The sequence below is a fragment of the Ralstonia pickettii genome, from assembly GCF_001699815.1.
GTDB classification, from domain to species: domain Bacteria; phylum Pseudomonadota; class Gammaproteobacteria; order Burkholderiales; family Burkholderiaceae; genus Ralstonia; species Ralstonia thomasii.
This window is the reverse complement of sequence record NZ_MCGB01000039.1, coordinates 21,079-39,664: the sequence shown is the minus strand read 5'-3', so window position 1 is coordinate 39,664 and position 18,586 is coordinate 21,079. Positions and strand designations below refer to the sequence as shown.

At 63.2% G+C, this 18,586-nt stretch carries 22 protein-coding genes; 14 read left to right on the top strand and 8 right to left on the bottom strand.

All coding sequences use genetic code 11. From position 1 onward, the window contains the following. Positions 1-192 precede the first annotated feature (192 nt). The 4 genes from BEK68_RS06885 to BEK68_RS06870 all read right to left on the bottom strand — a co-directional run bounded on the left by BEK68_RS06885 (position 193) and on the right by BEK68_RS06870 (position 3,833). Positions 193-1,446 carry an Hsp70 family protein gene (locus tag BEK68_RS06885; protein ID WP_012436683.1) on the bottom strand — a complete coding sequence of 418 codons (1,254 nt, stop codon included), beginning with the start codon at positions 1,444-1,446 and terminating at the stop codon, positions 193-195. Positions 1,447-1,746: 300 nt separating this feature from the next. After that, the gene (locus tag BEK68_RS06880) at positions 1,747-2,766 is read right to left on the bottom strand and encodes an alpha/beta hydrolase (protein WP_012436682.1); all 1,020 of its coding nucleotides are present in this window, start codon (positions 2,764-2,766) and stop codon (positions 1,747-1,749) included. Positions 2,767-2,807: 41 nt separating this feature from the next. Next, a complete protein-coding gene (locus tag BEK68_RS06875; protein ID WP_009239632.1) occupies positions 2,808-3,233 on the bottom strand; it encodes an organic hydroperoxide resistance protein in 426 nt (141 codons plus the stop codon). Between the two features lie 138 nt (positions 3,234-3,371). After that, positions 3,372-3,833, bottom strand: coding sequence for a MarR family winged helix-turn-helix transcriptional regulator (locus tag BEK68_RS06870; RefSeq protein WP_012436681.1), 462 nt, complete (start codon positions 3,831-3,833; stop codon positions 3,372-3,374). A gap of 182 nt (positions 3,834-4,015) precedes the next feature. Between BEK68_RS06870 and BEK68_RS06865 the strand changes: the two genes are divergently transcribed. The 3 genes from BEK68_RS06865 to BEK68_RS06855 are packed head-to-tail and all read left to right on the top strand — an operon-like array spanning position 4,016 to position 5,262. After that, on the top strand, positions 4,016-4,447 hold the full coding sequence (locus BEK68_RS06865) for a hypothetical protein (RefSeq protein WP_012436680.1): 432 nt from the start codon (positions 4,016-4,018) through the stop codon (positions 4,445-4,447). Positions 4,448-4,480: 33 nt separating this feature from the next. Beyond that, positions 4,481-4,915 (top strand): hypothetical protein, encoded by a 435-nt coding sequence (locus tag BEK68_RS06860; protein WP_012436679.1) that lies wholly within the window; start codon positions 4,481-4,483, stop codon positions 4,913-4,915. A gap of 20 nt (positions 4,916-4,935) precedes the next feature. Beyond that, entirely contained in the window at positions 4,936-5,262 is a 327-nt protein-coding gene (locus BEK68_RS06855; RefSeq protein ID WP_009239636.1) for an EthD family reductase, read from the top strand. A 283-nt stretch (positions 5,263-5,545) separates the two neighbouring features. Here BEK68_RS06855 and BEK68_RS06850 read toward each other — a convergent pair whose 3' ends face one another. After that, on the bottom strand, positions 5,546-6,751 hold the full coding sequence (locus tag BEK68_RS06850) for an alpha/beta hydrolase (RefSeq protein WP_249262907.1): 1,206 nt from the start codon (positions 6,749-6,751) through the stop codon (positions 5,546-5,548). A 200-nt stretch (positions 6,752-6,951) separates the two neighbouring features. Here BEK68_RS06850 and BEK68_RS06845 point away from each other — a divergent pair, with 200 nt between their 5' ends. The 6 genes from BEK68_RS06845 to BEK68_RS06820 all read left to right on the top strand — a co-directional run bounded on the left by BEK68_RS06845 (position 6,952) and on the right by BEK68_RS06820 (position 11,915). Continuing rightward, positions 6,952-7,461, top strand: a complete 510-nt coding sequence (locus BEK68_RS06845; protein WP_012436677.1) for a hypothetical protein — start codon at positions 6,952-6,954, stop codon at positions 7,459-7,461. Further along, complete coding sequence (locus BEK68_RS06840) at positions 7,458-8,066, top strand: hypothetical protein (protein ID WP_012436676.1); 609 nt, start codon at positions 7,458-7,460, stop codon at positions 8,064-8,066. Before BEK68_RS06845 ends, BEK68_RS06840 begins: the two co-directional genes overlap by 4 nt. A gap of 26 nt (positions 8,067-8,092) precedes the next feature. Then, a complete protein-coding gene (locus BEK68_RS06835; protein WP_009239640.1) occupies positions 8,093-8,872 on the top strand; it encodes a hypothetical protein in 780 nt (259 codons plus the stop codon). Positions 8,873-8,938: 66 nt separating this feature from the next. Then, positions 8,939-9,655: a C39 family peptidase gene (locus tag BEK68_RS06830; RefSeq protein ID WP_012436675.1), complete on the top strand. Its 717-nt coding sequence runs from the start codon at positions 8,939-8,941 to the stop codon at positions 9,653-9,655. Further along, complete coding sequence (locus tag BEK68_RS06825; RefSeq protein ID WP_012436674.1) at positions 9,655-10,461, top strand: hypothetical protein; 807 nt, start codon at positions 9,655-9,657, stop codon at positions 10,459-10,461. Before BEK68_RS06830 ends, BEK68_RS06825 begins: the two co-directional genes overlap by 1 nt. A 137-nt stretch (positions 10,462-10,598) precedes the next feature. After that, a complete protein-coding gene (locus BEK68_RS06820; RefSeq protein ID WP_012436673.1) occupies positions 10,599-11,915 on the top strand; it encodes a hypothetical protein in 1,317 nt (438 codons plus the stop codon). A gap of 127 nt (positions 11,916-12,042) precedes the next feature. Here BEK68_RS06820 and BEK68_RS06815 read toward each other — a convergent pair whose 3' ends face one another. From BEK68_RS06815 to BEK68_RS06805, 3 genes are all read right to left on the bottom strand, one after another. After that, positions 12,043-12,288, bottom strand: coding sequence for a hypothetical protein (locus tag BEK68_RS06815; RefSeq protein WP_012436672.1), 246 nt, complete (start codon positions 12,286-12,288; stop codon positions 12,043-12,045). Positions 12,289-12,394: 106 nt separating this feature from the next. Further along, positions 12,395-12,814: an Hsp20/alpha crystallin family protein gene (locus tag BEK68_RS06810; RefSeq protein WP_004628759.1), complete on the bottom strand. Its 420-nt coding sequence runs from the start codon at positions 12,812-12,814 to the stop codon at positions 12,395-12,397. A gap of 33 nt (positions 12,815-12,847) precedes the next feature. Beyond that, on the bottom strand, positions 12,848-13,291 hold the full coding sequence (locus tag BEK68_RS06805) for an Hsp20/alpha crystallin family protein (RefSeq protein WP_009239646.1): 444 nt from the start codon (positions 13,289-13,291) through the stop codon (positions 12,848-12,850). A gap of 189 nt (positions 13,292-13,480) precedes the next feature. Between BEK68_RS06805 and BEK68_RS06800 the strand changes: the two genes are divergently transcribed. From BEK68_RS06800 to BEK68_RS06780, 5 genes are all read left to right on the top strand, one after another. Then, complete coding sequence (locus BEK68_RS06800) at positions 13,481-14,125, top strand: hypothetical protein (RefSeq protein WP_012436671.1); 645 nt, start codon at positions 13,481-13,483, stop codon at positions 14,123-14,125. Positions 14,126-14,299: 174 nt separating this feature from the next. Further along, positions 14,300-14,617 (top strand): co-chaperone GroES, encoded by a 318-nt coding sequence (locus BEK68_RS06795; protein ID WP_004628765.1) that lies wholly within the window; start codon positions 14,300-14,302, stop codon positions 14,615-14,617. Positions 14,618-14,714: 97 nt separating this feature from the next. Further along, the gene (groL, locus tag BEK68_RS06790; protein ID WP_012436670.1) at positions 14,715-16,337 is read left to right on the top strand and encodes a chaperonin GroEL; all 1,623 of its coding nucleotides are present in this window, start codon (positions 14,715-14,717) and stop codon (positions 16,335-16,337) included. Positions 16,338-16,446: 109 nt separating this feature from the next. Then, positions 16,447-16,755 (top strand): hypothetical protein, encoded by a 309-nt coding sequence (locus tag BEK68_RS25690; protein ID WP_012436669.1) that lies wholly within the window; start codon positions 16,447-16,449, stop codon positions 16,753-16,755. Between the two features lie 274 nt (positions 16,756-17,029). Further along, positions 17,030-18,400: an APC family permease gene (locus BEK68_RS06780; protein ID WP_012436668.1), complete on the top strand. Its 1,371-nt coding sequence runs from the start codon at positions 17,030-17,032 to the stop codon at positions 18,398-18,400. The last annotated feature ends 186 nt before the right edge of the window (positions 18,401-18,586 follow it).

Below are 18,586 nucleotides of genomic sequence, written 5' to 3'. Positions count from 1 at the left end.
CCTAGAATCTTGCGCGGATGTTCGGTGAGCCGTCTGGCGACGGCATTGAGCTTAGCCTGCGAACTGAGTCCGTCGCTTTGAGTTGGATCGCCTCTAGCATGGAGTGCGCCTCGTCTCCGACTACATCAAGTTCCCAGCCCGGATGGTTCGATACGCTTGAAACGTCCCGCTACCCCTCAGCCTCTCAACCCGTCAGCCAAACTTGCGCGCCGCATCGCGCGCCAGCCCAGAACCGATCCCGCCGAACAGGTCGCCCTCAACGCGCCGCGCCGACGGCAGCACTTGCGCCAGTTGCTCGCGCAGCAACGGCACCCCGCTGGAGCCGCCGGCAAAAAGAATGGTATCGACCTTTTCCGCTGCAACGCCCGCCGTCTTCAGCATGGCCTGCACCGTCGAGACCGTCTTGCCGACCAGCTTCCCAATCGAGTGGTCGAAATCTTCGCGCGTGACGGGCTGCTTCAACTCGGGCGCGATGCGGTGCAGGTCGATCTCCGCCACCGGGGCGTCCGACAGCGCGATCTTCGCGGCTTCCACCTGGATGGCGAGCCAGTGGCCCGCGCGCTCGCGGATCAGGCGGATGAGGCGGTCGAGTTTGTTGGTGTCGGCGGCATCTCGGTAGTTGTCCATCACCACCGCCCACGCCTTGCGCGTGTACACGTGGTTGATGGTGTGCCAGCTCGCCAGGTCGAAATACTGGCCGGACGGCATTGCCTTTCCGTTGCGCACTGAACTGTTCAGGCCCAGTAGCGGCATCACGCTGGCCAGGCTCAGGGCGCGGTCGAGGTCGGTGCCACCGATGTGAACGCCGCCGTTGGCGAGGATGTCTTCGCGGCGGTCAAGGCGTTTCGCGCGGTCGGGCGACAGGCGCACCAGCGAGAAGTCCGACGTGCCGCCGCCAATGTCCGCCACGAGCACAAGTTCTTCGCCGCTGATGCCGGCCTCGTAGTCGAACGCGGCGGCGATGGGCTCGTACTGGAAGGCGATCTCGTCAAAGCCGGCATCGCGCGCGATGTCCGCCAGTGTGTCTTCGGCAAGCTGGTCGGCCTCGGGGTCTTCGTCGATGAAGAACACCGGGCGGCCAAGCACGGCGCGGCGGAATTCATGGCCGGCGGCGTGCTCGGCGCGCCGCTTGAGTTCGCCAATGAAATGCGCCAGCAGCTTGCGGAAAGGCATGGCTTGGCCCATGACCTCGGTGCTGTCGTCCATCATCGATGTGCCGAGCAGGCTCTTGAGCGAGCGCATCAGGCGGCCCTCGTAGCCGGCAAGATAGTCGGCCAGCGCGGCCCGCCCGTAGCTGACCGTCGGGTCTTCGGCATGAAAGAAGATGACGGAAGGCAGCGTAGCCTTGCCGTCTTCGAGCGGCAGCAGGGTGGGCGCGTCCGGTCTCAGCCAGCCGACGGTGGAGTTGGACGTGCCGAAATCGACGCCGCAGGCGTTTGACATCATAGGATTGGGGCTTCTGGAGTGCAGCGGGAGGCATGCGCCTGCACGGGGTGTCAGGAGCGGGCGCCAACGGCGAAGGCGCGCTATTGTAGTGGCTTTGTGCGACGGATCTGCACGACGGTGGATGCCTTGGTTGCCACGGTTGTTTGGGCTTCCAGGTTGGGCTGTTTCATGCGGCTAGCGTTGCAGACCGAAACACAACGCAACACGCCCACCGCGTGCAAAAGACACGGGCGGGCGCATTGCTGGCTGACCAATGAACGGTGAAGGCGGCGAAGGCGGTGAAACAACCCGCCCACCCAATTACTTCAACCGCGCCTTCAGCTCTTCACTGGCTTGATGCAGCGCTGCACGCGTTGCAGGCACACCGGCCAGCGCATTGAGCAAGCCGAAGTCGTGAATCATGCCGTTGTAGCGCGTGGCCGTGACGTCCACGCCGGCGGCGTCGAGCTTGCGTGCGTAGGCTTCGCCTTCATCGCGCAACACATCCTTCTCGGCCGTGATCACCAGCGCTGGCGGCAGCCCCTTCAACTGGTCGGGGGTGGCCAGCAGCGGCGATGCGTAGATCTGCTGACGCTGTGCCGGATCAGTCGTGTAGGCGTTCCAGAACCACTGCATCATCGGCTTGGTCAGGAAGTGCCCCTGCGCAAATTCGTCGTACGACGCGTTCTCGAAGCTGGCATTCGTAACCGGCCAGAACAGGACTTGCGTGCGCAGTGCGGGCGTACCGTGCGCCTTGGCCATCAGGGTCACCACGGCGGCCATGTTGCCGCCCACGCTGTTGCCGGCAATCGCCAGCCGCTTGCCGTCTACGCCAATCTGCGCGCCGTTTTCTGCCACCCATTTAGTGGCGGCGTAGATCTGGTTGATGGCTACCGGATACCGCGCCTCGGGCGACGGCGTGTAGTTGACAAAGACAGCGACGGCGCCGGAATCGGCCACCAGGTCGCGCACAAAGCGTTCGTGCGTGGGGAAGTCGCCCAGCACCCAGCCGCCGCCGTGCACGAAGATGAAGCCAGGCAGCGTGCCCTTCGCGCCGGCCGGGCGCACGATCGTCAGGCTGATCGGCTTGCCATCCACGGTGATGGTTTTCTGGCTAACGTCCGCGGGCGGCAGCGACACCTTTGCTGCGGCCTGCGCGCCCACCAGCACGGCACGCGCATCTGCGGGGGACAGTGTTTCCAGCGGCTGTCCGCCGCCCGCGGCCAGGGCGTCGAGGAAGGACTGGGTGTTGCGTTCCACGCCCGGGCTGCCCGCAGCAAGGGCAACGCTTGCTGCCACAGAGAGCAGGGTGCCGGCGGCAAATTTGGTCATGCGGTTCATAGCAGTGCTTCTTATCGGTTGTCGGGGGAGGGGGGTGCGGGTCAGACCAGGCTCAGGCGTACGTCGATGTTGCCGCGCGTTGCGTTGGAGTACGGGCAGACGATGTGCGCGCGGTCGATGAGCGTTTGCGCTTCGGCCGGGTCCATGCCGGGCAGGCTGATCTTCAGGTCGACTTCAATGCCAAAGCCGTTCGGAATGACGCCGATGCCAACGGTGCCCTGCACGGACACATCTGCCGGCACGCGGATCTTGTCGCGCGCGCCCACAAACTTGATGGCGCCCAGGAAACACGCGCTGTAGCCGGCGGCAAACAGCTGTTCGGGGTTGGTGCCTTCGCCGCCGGCACCGCCGAGTTCGGTCGGGGTGGTCAGGCGCACGTCGAGCCGGCCATCGTCGGTGATGGCGCGACCATCGCGGCCGCCGGTGGCGCGAGCATTGGCACGGTAGAGGACGTTTTCGATCGACATGGTGGTTCTCCTGTGAGAGGGGGGGTACGCGCATCGGCTGTCGAGGCCGCGCCGCATTGCTTACTATTAAATAGCGCACTACTTAATCAGTTTAAAAAAACGGACGCGATCAGGCGCCCGTCGGCGATACGCATGTGCTCAGGCGGCGTTCTTGAGGAGCCGCCCCCGCAATGCATTCAACTGTGTGCGCAGTTCTTCCAGCTCGCCGGGCGCGCACTCCATGGCCGCAGCCATGCATGCCGGCACTTTCTCGGCCCGCTTCTCCAGCGCCTTGCCGGCCGCCGTGAGCGAGATGATCACCCGCCGCTCGTCCTCAGCCGAGCGCTGCCGCTCGATCAGCCCCGCCGCCTCCAGCCGCTTCAACAGCGGGGTGAGCGTGGCGGAGTCGAGGAACAGGCGCTCGCCAATCTCCGACACCGTTTGGGCGTCCTGCTCCCACAGCACCAGCATGACGAGGTACTGCGAATACGTCAGGTCCAGCGCCTTGAGCAGTGGCCGGTACGCCTTGTTGATCCCGATCATGGTCGAGTACAGCGCAAAGCAAAGCTGCTCGTCCAGGGCGAGGTCACGGCGTGCGGAGGAAGGCTTGCGTGTGTTCATGGAGGAGAATATATATAGCGTGCTATTGAATTGCGAGCTAATTTTTTAGATGAGCTGTTCGGTGCGGGCGAGGCGTGATCAACGCGCGCAAAAGCGGGCCGCTAGAATGGGCCGCACACACGTTGCCAGCACTCCGAGAACTCAGCGGTTTCCGAGTCTCCAATTCTGGATATGGGCGGGTCATGACCACGTTGATTTTTATCGCACTGTTTCTGGTTGCCCTGCTATGGGCAGCGTTCCCTGGAACGAAGTTGCCTGCACCGTTCAGTGGCCGCAGCTGTCAGGGAAAGAGCTGGCGCAGAGCTTTCCCGTCTGCCTCGAAGTTGGAAATCCGAGAATTTTTGCTCGTCTTTGTCCGAGCGTTTGCGCTGCGCGATGGGGAGAAGCTGATGCTCAGGCCGGACGATGAAATTCTGGCCATATACCGCGCGCTATACCCACGACGATGGACTCCAGACGCGCTTGAACTCGAAACCCTGGCAGAGGATATTGAGAAGCGGTATGGGCTGGAGCTGCGCCGTATCTGGAACGAAAGGCTAAGCCTCGGTCAGCTGTTCGCACACGCCCAGCAGCCCCCGCTGGCGACGCCGATCAAGGTTTCGGCGATCGACTGAGGTCACATGGCTGCCTTGCTGGAAGACTAACAAATGCCGCGAAAACTCAGTGTCTTTTTGATTGCGGCGGTCTGCGTCATCGCGCACGCCGAAGAGGCGGAGCAACCAGCATGGCGCGCCAAACCTCAGGCATACGCCACAGTCAACAATATCTTCGCGACGCGCGAGCCATTCAATCGGGCACTTGTTGTTGACCAAGCGTTTGTAGAACCGACGCCCGACAAGGGGCTACGTTTCTGGTTTCGCGTCTATGGCCCCAACTACCGCGTTTACTCTGAAGCGGGCGATGCGAAAAAAATCGCCGAGGGGATGTACCGCTACACCGGAAACGGAGAAACGACTTGCGACCTGCTGTTCCGGCTCTCGCCCTTGCGTACCCTTCGCATCCAAGGCGTGCCGACGCCCGACGGTAACCAAGGCGGCGCCCGATTCTGCCCCACCGCAATCACTCTATCCTTCAAGCCATAAATGACCACAAGGAGAACCGCATGATCAAAGTGACCGTGATGTACCCCTACGCCGAAGGCGCACGCTTCGACCACGACTATTACCGCGAACGCCACATGCCGCTGGCGAAGGCGCGACTTGGCAATGCCTGTGCGTATTACACCGTCGATAAAGGCCTGGCCGGCGGAGCACCCGGCACCCCACCTGCCTACGTGGCGATGTGCGCGTTCATCTGTGAATCGGCCGATGCGTTCCAGGCGGCCATGAAGCAGCACGGCGCGGAGATCCTGGCCGATATCGTCAACTACACCGACATTGCACCGGTGCTTCAGATTAGCGAGGTCGTCGTCGAGCGCTCGGATCGTTGAGTGCGGCGGGCCGCCAGCGAGATCGTGTATCCGGCGGGGCGGCACCGTGATTTACGGGCGGGTCGCCGGCAAGCCGGAAGCCGCCCTGGGCCGCCCTAGGCCGCGCCCTTCTGCGGCTTAGAGTGGACCGAGCCGTCTTTGCTCGGCGGGCTGGGACAGGGGCGAGTCGCTCAATCAACGCCATGCCATTCCGGTTAGCGAGGTGGCAGCTTGGCTCACTGCAAACCTCACGTCGCGCCGCAGCGCGTAAAGCAGGCGCGGTCGCGCTTTGCGGCGCTTCGACCTATAGCGACCTGAGCCAGGCCACCGATTGCGCCAGCGCACCCTTGCCGGCGTCGGTGTCCAACCGGAACTGATATTCGTGCCCGAGCTGGGGCTGGTAGTCCTTCGGGAAGAAGAGGCTCGTTACATTCACTCCCTGCGCCTGCAGCGCGGCTGCGAGGGCCACCGACTGCGGCCCGAGCGGATCGGCATTGCCCGCACTCACAAACGCGCGCGGAAAGCTGCGGGCGATGTAAGGGGTGATCGACATGGTGTCGAACCCCGGCACCTGATGCCAATCTCGCTTGCCGCTGTACGCCCACGCGGTCGCCTTGACGAACCAGGCACCCAAGCCGCCGCTTTGGCCCATCTGCGTGATGTCGTACACGCCGCAATAGAGCAAGACGCCGGCGATCTGGTTTGCCAATGGCTCGGGTGAGATTTCCAGCGCTTGCGCATAGCGCTCGTTCGTCACCAGGGCCGCCGTCTGCGCCGCGATTTGCGCCCCCGCACTGTCGCCCGCCAAGACCATCTTGTTTGCATTGATCTTCAATTGCGAAGCCTGCGCGGACAGGAACGCAAGCGCCCTGTTGGCCTGCCGGATGGGCGTGGGATAGGTCGCCTCGGGCGCGATGGTGTAGTCCACATTGACGACCGTAAAGCCCTTGCCTGCGAGGATCTTCAGATAGTTGGCGAGATCGGCCCGGCGTCCGGAAACAAATCCGCCGCCATGAAACCACACGACGACAGGGCCGTCCGGGGTGGCCGCCTTGCCGCGATAGATGTCCAGGCGCCCATCCGGATCGCTGGGGTCGTAGACCAGGCCGGTTTGCACAGCCACATCGTCGGGAACAAACGGCTCCAATGCGTTGGATGCCTGCGCAGCGCCGTGATCGAAGATGGCGCGGATGGCCAACACGCTGGGCCATGGCGATGCAAGGACAGCGATCACCACAATCATCAACAGAAGCAGGGCAGAAAGGACAAGGCGTTTCATGGCCATAGCGCAAATCCTCCCGGGTGAGTGGTATTGACCTTTTTGCGGCTGGTCGATGGTGGCAGTTCGCGCGATTCTAGCTTCCCATCGCCGGCGGGTGGTTGGAGTCCATGGCGTGACCGCCTTGCCGGGAGCGAGCCAGCGTGCCTCATGGGGTGAGAGCGTCGTCGCTGTCGCGGTATGTGCGTGAGTGTCGACAAACGTAGCCGCTTCACGGCTGAAACATTCCATTTGGCATGCCTGACCGGACGATCCCTTGTCCGGGCAGGTTTGCTTCCCTCAATTCAGTGACTTGCCTGTTTCAGCCATGACACAAAAATGCGTGCTGGAGGGGTGCGTGGTCTCTCCTGATGGGTGATTCCCTAGACAAATCAGGCGGTTAGTCGTCATGGCATGGATGTCGCTCTAGGGCCCCCGGGGAGGAGCGAGCCATGCCGACAATCACCTCACAGCGCCATGCTTGGCGTTGGGCGACCTTTTGCGCGATGGAGCCGACCGCACTGGCTGCGTGTCTGGCGATGGCGCTTGCTTTCGCGCCGGCACATGCCGATGAAGGCGACATCATCGTGCAGCGCGATGTCACCCCGCGCGTCGCCTATCGGGGCGTTCAGACCGATGCATTGCCCGTCCGCACGGCAGTGAGCCCGTTTCCTACGCAGGCGTTCAATCAATCCGTCGGGTCGGTCATGTCCGTGCTGTCTGACGGCGAACTCGGCGCATCGCGCGCTGCTACCAGCAACGCAACGACAGGCCTGCAGCGCGCCCTGACTTCATCCACGGGAAGCGGATTGCAACCCACCGCCGGCGGGCTTTCCGTCGGTAACGCCGTGAGCGGCGCTGCCGTCGGCGGCGTGGGCGGGCAAGTGGTACAGGCCACGGCGGGCATTGCGTCGCAGATCAGCGGCGCACTGGCGCCGCTCTCGCGTGGCGGGCAGCCGTGAGGTCTCTAACGTGGCACTTCGTTGTGGCGGTGCTGGGCGCCGTGCCGGCTGGCGCGGCGTGGGCCCAAAGTGCGCCGGTGTCCGCCGTGGTGGAGGGCGATGCCGCTGCAAACACGGCCGGGCGCGTGGCCGTCAATCAGGCCTCGGGGGCGGGCAACGTGCAGGCCAACGTGGCCGCCGTGTCGACCGATGAGGCCCGCGTCGTGTCATCGCAGTTTGTTGGGCGGGTTCGATCAGGCATATCGGCATCGAGCCGGCTGGCGGGCGCGTCTTTCAATGGTGCGGCGGGTCTAGTGTCGATCAATCAGGCCAGCGGTGCCGGCAACGCACAGGTGAACGTCGCGGTGATCGCCCCCACTGCGTCGGTTGTGCAACAGCAATCCCATCACATCGAGCCACTTGCCGACAGTGCCCTGTCGGGCGTGGCTTCACAGTCTCGTCGTCAGGATGCCGCGCCCGCGGCGGAGGGCAGGCAAGACGCGTCGATTGCATCGACGGCGTTGCGCAATACCTCCGGCGTTGTGCAGGTCAACCAGACGGCAGGAACGGGGAATGTCGTATCCAACGTCTTTGTGCTCCGTCCCCCGGCGGGCACTCTTTTTTAACAGCAACAGAAGGAAGGGAGATCACCATGAAAGCCAAACTGACTGCCATTGCTGTACTCGCCCTGCTGGCTGCAGGTGCAGCCCACGCTCAGGGACGAGACGATGGTCCGCGCTCCTCCGGGGCGGTTATCAGCAACGTGACCGAAATCAGCAATGACATCCACGTGCAGGGCTACGGCCTCGCGCTGGGTTTTGTGCCGTTCAGCTCGGAATCGTCGGCGGTTGTCGATTCCACGCAATCCAGCAACAACAACTCGGTCGACCTGCGGCGTGGCAGCAATACGGCGACGGTTGATGGACAGGCGCTCAAGGGCGCGCAAGGTGCGGTTGGGGTGAACGTCACGTCCGGCGCTGGCAATGTGCAGTCCAACGACGTTGCGCTGGCGGCCGTGGATGCCGGCAAGGTGTTCGCTTCGGCCCAGGTGTTCAACAACCAGGCGGACCCGGGTGAGTCGCTGTCCATCGGCAATGCGCTCAACAAGGCATCGCTGGGCGGTAGCGCTCTGAACGGCGCCAAGGGCACCATCGGCGTGAACATCGCTGCGGGCGCGGGTGAGCTGCAAGAGAACGGTATGGCTGCATCGACCAACACCTCGGGCCGTATCGCCAAGGCCACCGACTACAACAAGCAGTCGGCTGACAACAACTCGCTGCGCCTGAATGGTTGCGATCCGACCAATGTTGCTTCGCTGAACGGCACTGCCCTGATGAACGCCATGGGCAACATCGGCGTCAACATCGCGGCTGGCGCGGGCAACCTGCAGCACAACGGCCTGGCAATCGCCACGGCCAAGGCCGCCAACTAAGGCTAGCGTCCAAACACCCGGCCGCTGCTCCGGCGGTCGGGTGTCCGTTCCCCAAGGGGGGGATTCATGCGACTGAACCGGCAATCGGTGGGCAGGGTGATGTTGTGTCTCTTCTGCGCAGGCGGCTTGTGGGCAACGCAGGCCAGTGCCCAGGAGGGCGCGATTGCGTTGCGCGCCGACAGCGAAATGCCACTGAACAAGCCGGTCAAGAGCATGGCGGAGCTGCGCTATCGCAGTGTGATGCGACAGCAGCAGGATTTCAGTTGCGGGGCGGCTGCGGTTGGCACGTTGCTGCGCTACGGCTATGGCTTGGACATCGATGAGCGCCGCGTCATTGCCGACATGATGAAAGTGAGCGACCCGAAGCAGGTCGCCGAGCAAGGGTTCTCCATGCTCGATATGCGCAACTATGTGCAGACACTCGGCTTTCGGGGCCGTGGCTACCGTGTGGACATGGCGGCATTACGCGATCTGGCGATCCCGGTGATCGTCTTGTTGAGCTTGAACGGGTACCAACATTTCGTGGTCGTCAAGCGCGCGGCCCAGGGGCGGGTGTTTATCGCCGACCCCGCACTGGGCAATCGCATCATGCAGGAGTGGGAATTTGCGCCTGCGTGGAATGGCCTCGTATTTGCAATCGTCGGCGACGTGTCGGTCCAGGCCGATTCCGGATTGCTGCAGACGAATGCTCCCAGCTTGCGCGCGCGTGAGAACGCCGCGTTCTCGGGAGGGATGCTGCCGATCCAGATGGAATTTGGACCTGCCCGGTGGGACCTGTTCTGATGAAAACCAAGACACTCGCATGGATGCTGCCGCTCGCGTATGCCGGCTGGTGTGCCGGAGCCAGCGCCGGGCCGCTCCCTGATCCTTCCGCGCCGGCCGAAGCGCACGACAGTGCCGTGCTGTTTCATTCCGGCACCGCAGTCGAGCTGGCCGATGACGGCGAGCTGGCCCAGCAGCGCGGCAAATACCTCGGCGCCAGCATCGTCAGCGGATTCATGATTGAAATGGCCTCGCAATGGCGCAACGAAGCAGGGCAGGCAGCGGCCGAAGCGCGGATGCTCGCCACCAACCTGCGCACCAGTACCGCCAGCGTCGCAGTGAGCACACTGGCGTCGGTGCAGATGGGCATGGGTGCTCTGGCGGGCGCCGCACCCGGGGCGACAGCCTCCGGCGGGGCCGGTGTACAGGTCAACGGTGTCGGCCAGGTGACACAGGTGGCTGGCAACAACAATCTGGCGAGTAACACCACATCGATCTCGATGCAGGCCGCTCCATTGCCTACACTGCCTTCGGGCAGCGCGTTGGCAACGGCGGCGCAGAACGGATTCACCGCCCAGGCCCAGGTGGGCGCGGGCGGCGTGCAGGTTGCCATCACCAGCCCGATGGGCGTCGTCTCGCAGTCGGTGACGCCCAATCTGGCCGGGGCGGCGGGGAGCGTGATGCAGGTGGCGCAAATGGCGGGCAATGCGCAGTTGATTGCCAATCAGTTGTCGATCCAACTGCAGATGCAGACGATGTCGCGTCAGCAGCTGGCTCAGATCGGCGTGGCGCAGGCATTGCAGGCGGTGGCGGGTTTACGCCGCTAGACGTGCCGATGCAGAATTCCCTATAACGACGCAATAAAAGAACACACAGGCAGGCAGTGAGAGGCGGCGCCCGGCAATAGGGCCGGTGCGCTGAAATGGAGGCTCTTCAGCCTCCGCCTTGCTTTCCGGGGGGAAACATGGGACACCGACGCACGGCAGTGGCGTGGGCAGTGGCATGTTGGTTGTTGCTTCCTGCGGCGGCCGAAGCGCAATCGGCACCGGCTGCCGCAGACTCCTTTGACGCGCGCCTGGCGCGCCTGCAGCGCATCATCGAGCGGCAGCAGAAGATCATTGATGCATTGGAAGAGCGCGTCGGCGACCTGGAGCTGGTGCGCGTGCGCGGGCGTGGCGTTGGTGCCAGCAACGCACAGGCATCCGCTGCGGGCGCAACCACGGCAACACAATCGCCGTCGTCTGCGCTGGTCGCCCAATCCGGCAACACGGCGCCTGCGTCGGAAAGCACAACCGCCGCCCGCCCCGACCCCAACGACAAGCCTCGCATCCAGAGCAAGGACCTTGTCTTTCAATCCGAGCACGCGCCGCTGTTTGAGCGACGTTTCACAATCGATACCGGCATCAGCTACAGCTACTACGACCGCCGCAACCTCGCGCTGTCGGGCTTTCTGGCGCTGGATGCGATCTTTCTCGGGCAGATCAACCTGGTCCAGACCAAGGCCAATGTCACGACCTTCGACGTCACCGGCCGCTATGGCTTCAGCGATCGGCTGAGCGCGGATTTCACAGTGCCGGCCGTGTATCGCTCCAGCACGTTCTTCAGCGGCGGTGCGGGTGGGGCATCGAGCACCGTCAGCGAGGCAGACAAGACGTCCGCGGGCTTGGGCGATGTGAGTGCCGGCATCTACTATCAGCTCGTCAAAGAGTCAGCGGATTTGCCGGACATTGTCGGCAGCTTTCGCGTGCGTGCACCGACCGGGCGTTCACCGTTTGGCATCAAGCTGATCCATGCCGACAGCAATAACAACAACCTGATCATCGACCAGCAACTGCCGACCGGCAACGGTGTCTGGAGCGGCACGCTGGGCATGTCTTTCCTGAAGACGTACGACCCGGTGGTGTTGTTTGCCAATGCCAGCTACACGTACTACGTGCCGCGCTCGTTTGCTGACATCTCCTCGACCGAAGGCGTGGTGCAGCCGGGCAAGGTCAAGCTGGGCGATACCATCACCTTGGGCGGAGGCCTTGCATTGGCGCTGAACGACCGCACGGCGCTGACGATGGCTTACAGCACCGCATTCTCCGGCAACACGCGCATCACCCCAGAGGGTGGCGCCGAACAGTCGGTGGTGGGCAGCAAAACCAACGTAGGCACGATGACGTTCGGGATCAGCCATGTGCTGACCAAGAACTTGTCGATCAGCGCCACGCTGGCCATGGGCCTGACGCCGGACGCGCCGAACTACGTCTTTACGCTTCGCTTCCCGTACACGTGGTAGCGCAGGGGTTGTGGCGCCCGGCAGACGGCAAGGCGTGGCGTAGGTGGAGCGAACGGCAACGCAACGAACGCGCCTGAGCGCCGGGTGTTCTGCCTTGGATCGAGAGATGCGCCTGCAAAGTCACAGGCTAGTCGGCGTCCCGGCGAGCGGATCCCGGTGCAACGCGTTTTTGACGATCGACCGCATTCAACGCCCGTAGCACGGAGCGTCCGGTATCGGTCAGCCGCGCACGGCGGCGGTGCCCTTCGGCGGAGCGTTCGAGCATGACCACTTGCCGCTCCAGCAACGCATCCAATTCAGCGCGGTTCATGTCGACCTGCTCGGGTGACTGAGTGATCAACATCAGGGTGGCAAATTCGTGTGCACTCAGCATCTTTGTCTCCGAGTAACCAACATCCGTAACCAGGGGGCACGGTGCCAAATGCAGGCGCGCAAGGAGCGCGCCCGCTTGCAAGGCAAAACAGCGGCCGGTGATGCGCTCAGCCGGCGTGGACTTCGATACGCCGCGGCTTCGCCTCGTCGCGGCGCGGGATGGTCAGCTTGAGAACGCCGTCGCGCAACTGCGCATCGATGCGCGAAGCGTCAAAGTCCGGGCTCAGCACAAAGGTGCGCGAGAAATGCGGGTGCCGAACTTCGCCATGCTGCAGACGCAGACCTGACGGGGTGGGCACCATCAGTTCGGCATCGACCGTGAGGGTGCCATCCTGCACGCGAATATCGAGCTTCTCGCGCGGCACGCCCGGCAGGTCGGCAAACAGCGTGATGCCCTGGCGGTTTTCGAAGATGTCGACAGGCGGCGCCAGGTGCGTCTGGCGTGCGGCGGGTTGCTCCGCCGGCTGCTTTGCGACCGTGGCACGACCCGGCTGCGCCTGGGTCGCCAATTGTGCGGTGTCGTTCATGATGGGCTCCTTCATGCTTGGGCAAGCTGTGGCTCAGCCTTGCACTGTGATCTGACGCGGCTTCGATGCCTCCGACTTGCCGACGCTGATGGTCAGGCAGCCGTTGACGTACCGTGCATTGACCTTGTCGGGGTCGACGTCCTGTGGCAACTCAATCACGCGGCGGAACGCGCCGGTGAAACGCTCGTCGGCATACACGCGCGTGTCGTCGGTCATCTCGAAATCCGGGCGCTTGCGCTCGCCGCTGATCGTGAGCAGCCCCTTGTCGATCGAGACATCGATCTGCGCGGGGTCCAGCCCCGGGGCGAACGCGACGATCTCGACCGAGTCATCGGTGCTGCCAATGTTGACAGGTGGAAAGGTGCCCAGGCGCGTGGCGCGCAGGCTGGCGGGTGCCCCCGCAAAGAGAGTGGCCATCTGCCGTTGCAGGCGATCAAATTCGCCCAGCAGATCGGTGCCAAAAAACAGATCGCTCATGGCTGGCTCCTGAAGGGCCCGCACGGAGATTGAACCGAACTACGCGCTCCAGTTCATCCGTCCGTGGTGGGCCACTGACACACAAATCGAAACACGCAGCGCGAGAACCGCGACTGCATTGACGAAACCTAAAATAGGGAAGCAGGCAGAAATTTCAAGAGGCCATTGGACACATCATTCGGAGGCTTCATGGACCTTTTCAGCACAGTGCATGAACAGATGGACGCGGTGCGTCTGCCGTTGGTCGCGGTGACCGTGACAGCGGCCCGGCGCCTGAATACGCCGCTCGTGGCGATCCTGCATTGGCATGGATTTCGCCGCGCCAGCCCGCTCGTGTTGCCGGGAGTCGACATTCCACCGCGCTCCGTACCGGGCTCGGCCATTCAACTAACGCACGCCTGGCAGAGCGTCGAAGCCGTTGACGAGGCGCTGCTCGACGCCGCCTGGCAGCTCGGCGCATGGGATCTTGAGCGTGTCGAGCGACGCGGTTGCAACGTGGTGGGCGCATCCGCAGGTGAAGCGCTGGCATGCCGTCAGGCATTCGGCGATTACGAGGGTGCATCGGCGGACGAGGCACTCATCGATGGCGCCCCCGATCGTGCCGAGTTGATGCAGATTGCAGCGAACGAAGGCTACCTGCGCTGGCTGTTCCGGCCCGTCAAGGGTGGCGTGTGGCAGGCGCTTGAGGAGCCGGACGATACGCTCGGCCCGGATGGTGGACGCGAGCCGCCCTGTCCTGTCCTTCCAATCCCCCGCCAACTACCGCGCCACCGGCCGGTACGCAGCCGTACGGTCTACCGCCTTGGAGCCGTCCGGCGCATCCTGTTGCCGTGAAACATTTTGTTACAAACACGCCGTTCGCGAGCCTCTTGAAGTCGCCGCGGAGCGCTTCTATTTTGCAATCCGCCAAGCATTTGGCACGGTTTGTCAGCCCCGTTCAGGCGCCATGCTTGAACGGCGCGCAAGCCGGATTCCCTTTTTTGGTGATCTATCGCTCAGGAGATGGAAATGAAGATTCGTCCCCTCTACGACCGGGTTATCGTCAAGCGAATCGAACAGCAACGGACGACGGCCTCGGGCATCGTGATTCCTGATTCCGCCGCAGAAAAACCCGAGCAAGGTGAAGTCATTGCGGTCGGCACGGGCCGCCTGCTTCAGGACGGCACGCAGCGCGAACTCCAATTGAAGGTCGGTGACCAGGTGCTGTTCGGCAAGTACGCCGGGCAGACCGTCAAGGTCGATGGCGAGGAACTCCTCGTCATGCGTGAAGAAGACGTCATGGGCGTCATCGAAACCCACGCCGAGGCGGTTGCCAAGGCCGCCTGAAGCCTCGAGCCGCTCGCGGACACTGCCGGACAGGACACCGCAAATAGGCCGGTTGTTCGCGACGTGTTGAGTCAACGACTTATCCGGAGCAACAAACATGAGTGCAAAAGACGTCAAGTTCCACGACAGCGCGCGCGTCCGTATCGTCAAGGGCGTGAATGTTCTTGCCGATGCCGTGAAGGTGACGCTCGGGCCCAAGGGCCGCAACGTGGTCATCGAGCGCAGCTTTGGCGCCCCGACCATCACCAAGGACGGCGTGTCTGTCGCCAAGGAAATCGAGCTGAAGGATCGCTTCGAAAACATGGGCGCGCAGATGGTCAAGCAGGTCGCATCCAAGACTGCGGACATTGCCGGTGACGGCACCACCACCGCCACCGTGCTCGCTCAGGCCATCGTGCAGGAAGGCATGAAGCACGTGGCCGCCGGCATGAACCCGATGGATCTCAAGCGCGGTATCGACAAGGCCGTGGCCGCCGTGCTCGATGAGCTTCGCAATCTGTCGAAGCCGATTTCGACCAACCGCGAGATTGCCCAGGTGGGCTCCATTTCGGCCAACTCGGACGAGGCCATCGGCAAGATCATTGCCGATGCCATGGAGAAGGTCGGCAAGGAAGGTGTCATTACGGTCGAGGATGGCAAGTCGCTCGACAATGAGCTGGACGTTGTCGAAGGGATGCAGTTCGACCGCGGCTACGTCAGCCCGTATTTCATCAACGACCCGGAAAAGCAGGCGGCCTATCTGGACGACGCGCTGATCCTGCTGCACGACAAGAAGATCTCGAATATCCGCGACCTCCTGCCGATCCTGGAAGCGGCATCGAAGGCCGGCAAGCCGCTGCTGATCGTGGCGGAGGATGTCGAGAGCGAAGCGCTGGCCACCCTGGTGGTCAACGCCATGCGCGGCATCCTGAAGGTCGCTGCGGTCAAGGCCCCCGGCTTTGGCGATCGCCGCAAGGCCATGCTTGAAGACATCGCCGTGCTGACCGGCGCAACGGTCATCTCCGAAGAAACCGGTAAGCAGCTCCAGAAGGCTACGTTGGAGGACCTCGGCCGGGCCAAGCGCGTGGAGGTTCGCAAGGACGACACCATCATCATCGACGGTGCCGGCGACCAGGCCAGCATCGATGCCCGCGTCAAGTCCATCCGCGTGCAGATCGACGAGGCCACGAGCGACTACGACCGCGAGAAGCTGCAGGAACGCGTGGCGAAGCTTGCCGGCGGCGTTGCCGTCATCAAGGTGGGCGCGGCGACCGAAGTCGAGATGAAAGAGAAGAAGGACCGTGTCGACGATGCCTTGCACGCCACCCGCGCGGCTGTGGAAGAGGGCATCGTTCCGGGCGGTGGCGTGGCCTTGCTGCGCGCCCGCTCTGCAGTGCTCAACCTCAAGGGCGCGAACAGCGATCAGGATGCCGGCATCCGCATCGTGCAGCACGCGCTGGAGGCACCGTTGCGCGCCATCGTCGCCAACGCCGGTGAAGAGCCGTCCGTCGTCATTGCGAAGGTCGCCGAAGGCAAGGGCAACTACGGCTACAACGCAGCCACCGGCGAGTACGGCGACCTCGTGGAAGCAGGCGTCGTCGACCCGACGAAGGTCACGCGTACGGCGCTGCAGAACGCTGCGTCTGTCGCCGGGCTGATCCTGACCACGGATGCGACCATCGCGGACGCACCGAAGGAAGACAAGCCCGCGCAAGTGCCGGCCCCTGAGCTGGACTACTGAACCACGCAGTTGTGCTGCCATCGACTGGCCGGTTCGCCGGCCGGTGCAACTGCATTCCGGCGCCGCTATCCCCGTTGCGGTGCCGGCTTTTTGAGGTTCGATCACGCCCATGAAGCTGCAACTCACCATTGACGCGAAGCACCTGGACGTAGAGATCGATGACGTCGTTGCCGGCTTGCTGGCTGCACGCCTGGGCCTTCCGGAAGGTGCCGACCACTGCGATGCGATCGCGCGGCATCTCAGCGAGGTCAGCGCTCCGTGGGTGCTGGACGAAGAGCACATGCGCAAACGCGTGCTACGTCGTCTCATTCTCGAGATCGCGGACCCGGCACTGTTGATGCGTCATCTCATGATGGATTGGTGCTCGACTTACCAGCTCGGGCCCGGAAGACGTCACGCCTGCAACGAGGCCATGTAGAGCGCGAGAACGCCGCTGCACGCCCAACCATGACGGCATTCCTGGTCCCGTATCGACCCAGCTCAAAAGGGGATAGGGGCGCGCGCATGTGCTGCCCGGTCGATATTTTCAGGCTTGGCTCTTTCCGAGCGTCTTGGCCATACAGAGCAAAGGCTTGCCAGAACCCACGTCCACGACACCGCTCCAGCCCAGAGACGCCCCTATTGCCCGCCTATCCGGCACAGGGTAAAAATCGGTCTATTGCCCCCCAATCTCGACTGGGAGTCGCGCATCCATGGACCAATCCGCCAAGCTCAATGCCGATTCCCTGGGTATCGTTGAATCGGTGATCATGGGCATCGCCGGTACTGCCCCGGCCTACAGCATCGAGATCACGACTTCCACCATCATCGGGACGGCCGGCACGCAGTCGCCGGCCAGTATCCTGGTGTGCGGGCTCATCATGTTTGGCATCGCGTACGCGTTCATCAACATGAACCGTGCCCTGGCGAGTGCCGGCACCTCGTATTCGTGGGTGAGCATGGTATTCGGGCGCGCACTCGGCTTCTTTGCCGGCTGGGCGCTGCTGGTGCTGTGCTGCGTGTTCATGGTGTCTGCCATGATTCCGGCGGCAAATGCCACGCTGCTCATCTTTGATCGGCCCATGATGAACAACGTGCACTACGTGACGTTGATCGCGGCGGCATGGCTCACGTTTGTCAGCGTGGTGGTCGTCAAGGGCATCAAGCTCACCAGCTACGTGCAGGTGCTGATGACGATTGTCGAGGGTGTCATTCTGCTGGGGATCATCGTCGCGAGTTTCATGGTGTTTCCGCGTACGCCGCAGCACCCGTTCTCGTGGGTCTGGTTCTGGCCTTTCGCGTTCACACCCAAGCTGTTCGCCAACGGCGCGTTGGTGGCGATCTTCTTCTTTTACGGCTGGGACGTGACGATGAACCTCAGCGAAGAGACGCGCGACGCGAACCGCACGCCCGGCCGCGCCGCGTTCTGGTCGATGGTGTTCTTGATGGTGTTCTTCCTTGTCTTCATCGTCATCACGCAGCTCGGGCTGTCCGATGCCGAGATCCAGCACTACAACACGAACATCATCTTCGCCATTGCAGAGAAGCTGTTTGGGCCGACCTGGGGCTACGTCGCGATCGTCGCGGTCTTGCTGAGCACGGTGGGAACCGTCGAAACCCAGATGCTGCAGTTCACGCGCACGCTCTTTGCCAAAAGCCGCGACGGCGCACTGCACGCGCGCTATGCGCGCCTGCATCCGGTTTGGCGCACGCCGCACATCGCCATCTTCTTCATCTGGCTGACGGGGCTCGCACTGCTGTTCGTGTCGTCTTATCTGCCGACGATCAACGTCATCCTGCAGGATTCGATTACCGCCATCGGCTTCCAGATCTGCTTCTACCTCGGGCTCACCGGGCTGGCTTGCGGCTGGTACTACCGCAAGGTGCTGACGCAGGGGCCGTGGGTCGCCATCACCCATGTCATCTGGCCGGTGGCAAGTGGGCTCTTCCTCTTCTTCATTGCGCTCTACAGCATCCCGACCTTCGACTGGGTCACCAATGTGGTGGGCATGGGCGGCATCGCCATCGGTGTCATTCCGCTGCTGCTGAACCGTAAAAAGATCTGGTCGGCTCGCTCCGCCTGAGCCAGTCCGATGCACCCGTTGCCATTCACCCGGCGCCAACCTGGGGCGCCGAATGCTGTCAGGCTGCGCTGACAGCGCCTGCCGTATTCACCTACAGAAATAAGGGCGCGCCCGGACAACATAATGAGCGCCCGCTGATAGCGACAACTGGGCGTCACACAGATACTGAAGTCGGTGACATCCGGC